This window comes from Fusobacteriaceae bacterium, from assembly GCA_031272775.1.
Lineage (GTDB): Bacteria > Fusobacteriota > Fusobacteriia > Fusobacteriales > Fusobacteriaceae > JAISST01.
Map to the genome: position 1 here is coordinate 1 of JAISTB010000006.1, position 8444 is coordinate 8444.

10 protein-coding genes are annotated in these 8444 nt (G+C 50.4%); 1 reads left to right on the plus strand and 9 read right to left on the minus strand.

All coding sequences use genetic code 11. The annotated features are described in order from the left end of the window. The 9 genes from tuf to LBQ97_01745 form a co-directional block, all read right to left on the minus strand. The coding region (tuf, locus tag LBQ97_01705) for an elongation factor Tu (GenBank protein ID MDR1831432.1) at window positions 1-239 on the minus strand (239 nt) is incomplete at its 3' end. 58 nt (window positions 240-297) lie between these two features. Then, on the minus strand, window positions 298-2379 hold the full coding sequence (fusA, locus tag LBQ97_01710; GenBank protein ID MDR1831433.1) for an elongation factor G: 2082 nt from the start codon (window positions 2377-2379) through the stop codon (window positions 298-300). 36 nt (window positions 2380-2415) lie between these two features. Then, the gene (rpsG, locus tag LBQ97_01715) at window positions 2416-2886 is read right to left on the minus strand and encodes a 30S ribosomal protein S7 (GenBank protein MDR1831434.1); all 471 of its coding nucleotides are present in this window, start codon (window positions 2884-2886) and stop codon (window positions 2416-2418) included. A gap of 27 nt (window positions 2887-2913) precedes the next feature. Then, a complete protein-coding gene (gene rpsL / locus LBQ97_01720; GenBank protein MDR1831435.1) occupies window positions 2914-3288 on the minus strand; it encodes a 30S ribosomal protein S12 in 375 nt (124 codons plus the stop codon). 169 nt (window positions 3289-3457) lie between these two features. Then, the gene (locus LBQ97_01725; protein MDR1831436.1) at window positions 3458-4657 is read right to left on the minus strand and encodes a phosphoglycerate kinase; all 1200 of its coding nucleotides are present in this window, start codon (window positions 4655-4657) and stop codon (window positions 3458-3460) included. Between the two features lie 68 nt (window positions 4658-4725). Then, window positions 4726-5739, minus strand: coding sequence for a type I glyceraldehyde-3-phosphate dehydrogenase (gene gap / locus LBQ97_01730; GenBank protein MDR1831437.1), 1014 nt, complete (start codon window positions 5737-5739; stop codon window positions 4726-4728). Window positions 5740-5892: 153 nt separating this feature from the next. Then, window positions 5893-6240 carry an RNA-binding S4 domain-containing protein gene (locus LBQ97_01735; GenBank protein MDR1831438.1) on the minus strand — a complete coding sequence of 116 codons (348 nt, stop codon included), beginning with the start codon at window positions 6238-6240 and terminating at the stop codon, window positions 5893-5895. Between the two features lie 9 nt (window positions 6241-6249). Beyond that, on the minus strand, window positions 6250-7020 hold the full coding sequence (gene mazG / locus LBQ97_01740) for a nucleoside triphosphate pyrophosphohydrolase (protein MDR1831439.1): 771 nt from the start codon (window positions 7018-7020) through the stop codon (window positions 6250-6252). Between the two features lie 233 nt (window positions 7021-7253). After that, window positions 7254-8108: a hypothetical protein gene (locus tag LBQ97_01745; protein MDR1831440.1), complete on the minus strand. Its 855-nt coding sequence runs from the start codon at window positions 8106-8108 to the stop codon at window positions 7254-7256. A 153-nt stretch (window positions 8109-8261) separates the two neighbouring features. Between LBQ97_01745 and LBQ97_01750 the strand changes: the two genes are divergently transcribed. Continuing rightward, on the plus strand, window positions 8262-8444 hold a 183-nt coding region (locus LBQ97_01750), incomplete at its 3' end, for a helix-turn-helix domain-containing protein (protein ID MDR1831441.1).

Consider the following 8444-nt stretch of genomic DNA (forward strand, 5'->3'; position numbering starts at 1 on the left):
GCGTAATGCCGCTTGTCCGTTTCGTACTCGATGTGGGCGGTATTGATCGTGATGCCCCGTTCTTTTTCTTCGGGGGCCGCGTCGATGCTGTCAAATTCGACTTTTTTATTGTGCTTGGGATCCTTTTCGGAAAGCACTTTGGAGATCGCCGCCGTCAGCGTCGTCTTTCCGTGGTCGACGTGGCCGATTGTCCCTATGTTTACATGCGGTTTCGTTCTTTCAAATTTCTCTTTTGCCATTTAAAATATCCCTCCTGATTTTTCATCGTCTTTGTTTGATCAAAACAAACTGAATTCCTTATTTCCCGCGCTCTTCCTGGATTGCCTTCTGGATGGAAGCGGGTACCTGCGTATATTCGCAAAATTCCATGGAGTAGGTCGCCCTTCCCTGGGATTTTGACCTGAGGTCCGTGGCGTAACCGAACATTTCCGAAAGGGGTACTTTCGCGTCGATGATCTTGGCGCCGTTTCTGTCAAACATGCCGCCGATCATCCCCCTTCTCGAGTTCAGGTCGCCTATGATGTCGCCCATATATTCGTCGGGCGTCGTCACCTCCACTTTGAAAACCGGTTCCAGAATGGTCGGCTTCGCTTTTTGGGAAGCCTGCTTTACCGCCATGGCGCCGGCGATTTTAAAGGCCATTTCCGAGGAATCCACTTCGTGGAAGGATCCGTCATAGAGCGTCACCTTGATGTCCACAACGGGATATCCCGCCGCGACGCCGCTTTCCAGCGCCTCTTTACATCCTTTTTCCACGGCGGGGATAAATTCCTTGGGAATCACGCCCCCCGTGATCTTGTTGACAAACTCGAAGCCTTTGCCGGGATTCGGCTCCAGGATGATCTTGACATGTCCGTACTGGCCGTGTCCGCCCGTTTGCTTGGCGTATTTGACTTCCTGGTCGGCCGTGCCGGTCACAGTCTCCCTGTAGGCCACCTGGGGCTTTCCCACGGTGGACTCCACGCTGAATTCCCGTTTCATCCGATCGACGATGATCTCGAGATGCAATTCGCCCATCCCTGAGATAATGGTTTGTCCCGTTTCCTCATCGGTTTTGACCTGGAACGTCGGATCTTCTTCGGCCAATTTGGAGAGGGCGATGCCCATCTTCTCCTGGTCGGCCTTGGTCTTGGGCTCCACGGCCACCGAAATAACAGGATCGGGAAATTCCATTTTTTCGAGGACAATCGGCGCGTTTTCCGCGCAGAGCGTGTCCCCCGTCGTCGTATCCTTGAGTCCTACGGCCGCCGCGATATCCCCGCAGTAGACCGCGTCAATCTCTTCTCTTTTGTTCGCGTGCATCTGCAAAATTCTGCCGAGCCGCTCTTTTTTGTTCTTGGTGGAATTGAGGATATAAGAACCCTTTTCCACGACGCCCGAATATACCCGGAAGAACGTCAGCTTCCCCACAAAGGGGTCTGTCATGACCTTAAAGGCCAGCGCCGCGAAAGGAGCGTCGTCGGACATTTCCCGGTCCACTTCTTTCGTCGGGTCCTTCATGTCGGTCCCCTGTACCATGGCCACATCCGTGGGCGCGGGCATATAGTCGATGATGGCGTCCAACAGATTTTGGACTCCCTTGTTCTTGAAGGCTGTTCCGCAAGTTACGGGCACGACGATATTTTCCGTCGTTGCCTTGCGCAATACCCGCTTCAATTCCTCTTCCGAGATTTCCTCTCCGCCGAAGAATTTTTCCATGAGACCGTCGTCGTTTTCCACAATGGCCTCAACCATGACCTGTCTGGCATCGTTGGCCTTTTCCAGCAGTTCTTCCCGGATTTCCTGAACTTCGTATTTTTGCCCCTGATCAGACTCCGCGGGCCATATGTTCTCCTTCATCGTAATGAGATCGATGACCCCTTCAAAATTGTCTTCGGAACCGATCGGTATCTGGATGGGAACAGGGACAGCGCCTAATTTCTCTTTGATATCATTGACACACATATCAAAGTCTGCCCCGATTCTGTCCATCTTGTTGAAGAAGGCGATACGGGGGACACGATATTTGTCGGCCTGCCGCCATACGGTTTCCGACTGGGGCTGAACGCCGTCTACCGCAGAGAATACCGCGACCGCTCCGTCTAAAACCCGCAAGGATCGCTCTACCTCAACCGTAAAGTCCACGTGCCCTGGTGTGTCTATTATATTGATTCTATGACCTTTCCAGAAACAGGTCGTCGCAGCCGACGTGATCGTAATGCCACGTTCCTGCTCCTGCTCCATCCAGTCCATGGTCGCCTCGCCGTCATGCACCTCGCCGATCTTGTGTTCCTTACCCGTGTAAAACAGGATTCTCTCGGTAATGGTGGTCTTTCCGGCGTCGATATGGGCCATGATCCCCACGTTTCTGGTCTTGTCCAAAGAAACTTTTCTAGCCATTAACTATTTTCTCCTCCTGCATCTTACTTTGCCTGACTATATTCGATAATGTGCGAACGCGCGGTTGGCCTCCGCCATTTTATAGGTGTCGTCTTTTTTCTTGATTGTCGCCCCTTCGTTATTCGCCGCGGCGATCAATTCGGCGGCCAGTTTTTCGATCATACCGTATTCTTTCCGCTGCCGCGTGTACAGGGTCAGCCAGCGGATTGCCAGCGTCTGCTGCCGTTCGGGTCTGACTTCCACGGGTACCTGGTATGTGGCGCCCCCGATTCTTCTGGAACGAACTTCCAGCTGGGGTTTGATGTTGTCCAGGGCCTGCTTGAAGATATCGTAGCCTTCCTGTCCCGTCTTTGTCTTGATCAGGTCCATGGCCTGGTAAAATATCCCTTCCGCGATGGATTTTTTGCCCTTCAGCATGATGGAATTGATGACCTTGGTGACAACTTTGTCGCCGTATCTGGAATCCGGTAATACATCTCTTTTTACTGCTGCTCTTCTTCTTGACATTTCTTTTTCTTCACCTCCCTGCTGTCTTTATTTCTTTTCTTTCTTGGCCCCGTATTTGGACCGGCTCTGTTCTCTCTTGGCAACTCCCGCGGTGTCCAGCGCTCCCCGGATGATCTTGTAGCGGATACCCGGCAGGTCTTTCGTTCTGCCGCCTCTTACGAGTACGATGGAATGTTCCTGCAGATTGTGCCCTTCCCCCGGAATATAGCATGTGACTTCCAGGCCGTTGGTCAATTTTACCCTCGCGACTTTGCGCAAAGCGGAATTAGGCTTTTTGGGGGTTGTGGTGTATACGCGGACGCATACGCCCCGTCTTTGTGGATTGCCCTGTAATGCAGGAGACTTTTTCTTGTCTTGCAATACTTCTCTTCCACTTTTTATTAACTGGCTTAAAGTAGGCATTTTACCCTCCCTTCATTAGTAGTAGTACAAAAAAACTGATATTTTGGACCTTTATTATTATAAAGGAATTCCCGCCAAAAGTCAATCTTTATTTTTCATTCCCCTTTTCTTTTTTCCGGAAAAAGGGCGGATCCGCTCCGCCCTTCGCCCCTGTCCCGCTCATTTTGTCTTATTTTTCGGAAATGCTCGCGACGCCCGGCAGTTCCTTTCCCTCAAGGTATTCGAGGGAAGCGCCGCCTCCTGTGGAGATATGGGTAAATTTGTCCTCATAGCCGAGACTTGTGGCCGCAGCCGCGGAATCTCCGCCGCCGATAATCGTGACGGCGTCTTTCAGGTCGGCGATGGCCTCACAGACGCCGATGGTCCCTTTGGCGAAGTTGGGCATTTCGAATACGCCCATGGGGCCGTTCCAGACGACGGTTTTCGCTTTGGCGATCTCCGCCCCGAAGAGGGCAATCGTCGCGGGTCCGATGTCAAGGCCCATTTTGTCCGCCGGGATGGCGTCTACCGATACGGTCTCGGCCGGGGAATCGTTTTTGAATTCCGCCGCGACGACGGTATCCACAGGCAGCAACAGTTTTCCGCCCGATTTGGCCAGCAGGCTTTTGGCGAGCTCCACCTTGTCTTCCTCCACCCGGGATTTGCCGATTCCCTTGCCTTGGGCTTTGAGGAACGTAAACATCATGGCGCCGCCCACGAGAACCTTGTCGGCCTTCACGAGGAGATTTTCAATGACCCCGATCTTGTCGGAAACCTTGGCGCCGCCCAGAATGGCAACCAAAGGCCTTTTGGGGGCGTTTACGGCGTCGCCTATAAATTTTATCTCTTTTTCCATCAAAAATCCGGCCACGGCCAATCCCGCTCCGATATTCTGCGAAATCCCCACATTGGAGGCGTGGGCCCGGTGGGCGGTCCCGAAGGCGTCGTTGACGAAGACGTCCCCGAGGGAAGCCCAGTATTTTCCCAGCTCCGGATTATTTTTCGATTCTTTTTTGCCTTCGATATCCTCAAAACGCGTATTCTCAAACATCAGAACCTCGCCGGCTTTGAGGGCGGCGACCGCCGATTCGAGGGCTTTCCCCCGGGTTTCGGGAATAAAGGCGACCGGCTTTCCCAAGAGTTCGGAAAGTCTTTCCGCCGCCGCTTTGAGGGAATTTTCGGCTTTGTCGGCCTCCGATTCCACCCGGCCCAGATGGGAAAAGGCAATGACTTTTCCGCCTTTTTCGAGGGCATAGCGGATTGTCGGCAACGCGGCTTTAATTCTCGTGTCGTCGGTAATCTTCCCGTCTTTCATGGGGACGTTGAAATCGACCCGGATCAGGACTTTTTTTCCTTTCAGATCCACGTCGGCAATGGTTTTTTTCGACATAACAAACCTCCGTCTGTAAAATAGCGGAACATTTTGTTCCGCTATCTATCATTTTCTCTGCTCAACTCTTAACAATTTTCCGCGAAGTATTTGATGGACCGTACCATCTGGCTCGTATAGGAATTTTCGTTGTCATACCAGGCCACGACCTGCACCAGAGCCGTTCCGTCGGGCTGCTTCAGGACCATGGTCTGCGTCGCGTCGTAGATCGAGCCGTATGTGCTCCCGATGACGTCGGACGATACGATTTCTTCGTCATTGTAACCGAAAGACGGGGACTGGGCCGCTTTCATGGCCGCGTGGATCTCGTCCACCGTGACGGCTTTTTCCACATAGGCCACGAGGATCGTCGTGGATCCTGTCGCTACAGGAACCCGCTGGGCCGAGCCGATGAGTTTTTTGTTGAGTTCCGGAATGACGAGACCGATGGCCTTGGCGGCGCCGGTGGAATTGGGAACGATGTTGACGGCGGCTGCCCGGGCTCTGCGGAAATCGCCTTTCCGATGGGGTCCGTCCAATACCATCTGATCGCCCGTATAGGCGTGCACCGTTGTCATGATGCCGCTTTTGATCGTGGCCAGCTTGTTGAGGTTGTAGGCCAGGGGCGCGAGACAGTTGGTCGTGCAGGACGCGCAGCTGATGATCGTATCGCCTTTTTTCAGAATTTTTTCATTGACGCCGAATACGACGGTCGGGAGATCATCCCCGGCGGGCGCGGAAATGACGACTTTCTTCGCGCCGGCTTTGATATGAGCCTCGGATTTGGCCTTGGACGTATAAAAGCCCGTACATTCGAGGACAACGTCCACGCCGATGGCGCCCCAGGGGAGTTTCGCCGCGTCCGCTTCCTTGTAAATCGTGATTTTCTTGCCGGCGACTTCGATATAATCCTCGCCGGAAGTTACCGTATCCGCCAGATCGTATTTTTTCTGGGCCGAGTCATATTTCAGCAAATGAGCCAGCATCTTGGGGTCTGTCAAGTCGTTGATGGCCACGACCTCATACCCTTCAGCCCCGAACATCTGCCGGAAAGCGAGCCGTCCAATTCTTCCGAATCCGTTAATTGCTACTTTTACTGCCATTTTTCATTCCTCCTCAAATACAAATATGAAACGCATCCTTTACTTTATGTACAAAACCTTACCACCCTATATGATACCTCTGATTTTGTCATTTGTCAAATCTGTAGAACGATTATTTTTAAACATTTCCGGGTCATTTTTTTCACAGCGCGCTCATTCCGTTTTCTTCACGTGATCCTTGTTATAGGCCCGGATTTCTTCCAGTTTTCGCTCAAAGATTTCCTCTTCGCTCAGGAGATCCACCTTGATCCCCCGGGTTTCGATGACCCGGATCAGGTCCCCCGCCTTTTCCTTGCGGACGTCTCCCGCCGGGACCTCCAAAATCTCAAACTTGAAGTATTTGTCGTAATATTCGAGCTCCAGCACGTTGCCGACCTTGACTTCGGCCCCCGCCTTGGCCACCCGTCCGTTCAGCCTGGCCTTCCCGCCGTCGATAACAATCTTGGCGATGGGCCTTCTTTTGATGATGCGACTCACTTTCAAGAACTTGTCCAGTCTCATACCGCCTTCCTACAACCCCCTCTGCTTGGCCTCGTTCCAGTAGCGATCCATCGTGGCGAGGTCGGATTTTTCCATGTCGCAGTGCTCCTCCACATAGCGGAAACGCCGCTCAAAGCGCTTGTTTGTCCCGGAGAGGGCGTCGCTGGCGTTGAGCTTCAAAAATCGCGCGAGGTTGACCGTCGCGAACAAGAGATCCCCGATTTCTTCCTGGGTCTGGGGTTTTTCCGCTTTTCTGGCTTCGATTTGCAGCGCCAACTTCACTTCCCGGAGCTCTTCCTCGATCTTGGCGATGACCTCTTCGGCGTGGGACCAGTCAAAGCCCACATGGGCGGCCCGCTTCTGGAGCTTTTCCGCCTTCATGACCGGCGGGAGCGCCTTGGGGATGCCGTCCATGGCCGATTTCCGGTCGGCATGGTTCTCTTCTGTCTTTTTGATCTCTTCCCAGTTTTGCACGACCTCGTCCGAGGTGATGTCCGCCCTTTCCTTGAACACATGAGGATGACGGCGGATCAGCTTTTCCGAGATGTCAAGGATCACGTCCCTGATTGTGAAATCTTTCTTTTCCGCGGAGATCTGCGCCTGGAAAATGATCTGCAGCAAAAGATCCCCCAGTTCCTCCCGCAGGGCCGGACCTCCCTCGTCCATGGCCTCAAGGACTTCATAGGTCTCTTCAACCAGGGGGAATTTCAATGTTTCCAGGGTCTGCTCCCTGTCCCAGGGGCAGCCGTTTTCGCCCCGCAAACGTTCCATGATCGTGATGAGTTCGTCAAATTCTTTCATTGTTTCTTTCTCCTTGCGCACATTTTTCAGGCACTCGCCACTTTCGGACCGGGCTGAGCCTTTTTCTATATTATAGCGCATTTTGGGGGATTTTGAAATAAGATTCTTTGGAAAAGTTTCGGAGCCGGCGCAAAGGTTTCTGCCGGCGCGTGAACGGTCTGGATGGAAAGCCCGCCGGGTGGTGGGATTTTGAAAGCGAATTACGCAATCACGCCTTCTGTCTGTATCCTTGTTCATTTTCCACGGATTTCCGATATTTTTTTGCCTTTTTCAAAGCCTATCGTTATGGAATCGCCTATTGTACCATCCATAAAGTCTACCTTTCGCATGAAAAGCTCTTTTAGCTCTGAATCTTTGTCAAACTTCATCTCCATTGTCTTAACTAAGTGGCCATTAACGGGTTCTGTATAGGTGATTACTTGTTCATGCGATTTTAGATACTCAGCAATCTTTTTCAAATCCCGCACTTCATGATTTCTATTTAGCATTTCTTGAGAAAAATTGAATCTATTATGGACAGTATTGCACTCGTATTTATTTCCATTTTTATACACGAAAATATAATCCGGTTTGTTAAATTCAATTTCTATTAACTTTCCTGTCTCTGAAAATCCAAAAATATCAGTTTCTCTAAAGAAATACTCCGGATTTTTATAGCCTGACATTGTAAATCTAGGTATGTCTGGCTTAATTCTGTAAAAGACGATAAATTCCAATTTTTCTTCGATGAAATATCCTGAAGCACTAATAGGATATTGTCTTTTTTTTGTATATAATATATGATGTCTAGTTTTAGTACCTGCGAAATCAGCGTTTTCTACTGCGTCAAAAATGTCTTCCTGCTTACCATGATCAATGGTTCTAACCATAACAATTTTGTATTTTTTCTTATTGTGTTCAATTCCTCCGCCTTCTGATTCTTCAATGGCAATTACCCGTTCGACATTTTTCTCAGACCGACCACATATAATTCTCTTTTTTTGCGGTACAACATCTTTAATCTTGAATTTAACTTTATTGATAAAAACACTCCCAGAAGATGCTATTGACCAAAAGAAAAAAATAATTAACAACGGAAGTATTTTCATTCATGCCCCCTTTTTTAGCAGCAGTGGCGCGATTTCAACTAATCTGATTGATTTGGTATTTTACCCACCCGCCGATCTCAATCTATTAAGTTCACATTATTGATATACCAAATAAACAACGCGTTTTGAATTGATTTGTGGTATAATATGGTCATGGAAAATGAACTTAAGACTAACGCGGTTCGACTGAGCCAAGAACAGCAATACGAGCTTCGCAAGAGCATAATCCGCTTATCGAAATCAGGGAAGAAAAATCCAGAAATAGCGGAAATCTTAGATGTCAGCTTGCGGCACGTCCAAAGTGTCAAGAAACAATACGACGCTGGCGGTATTGCG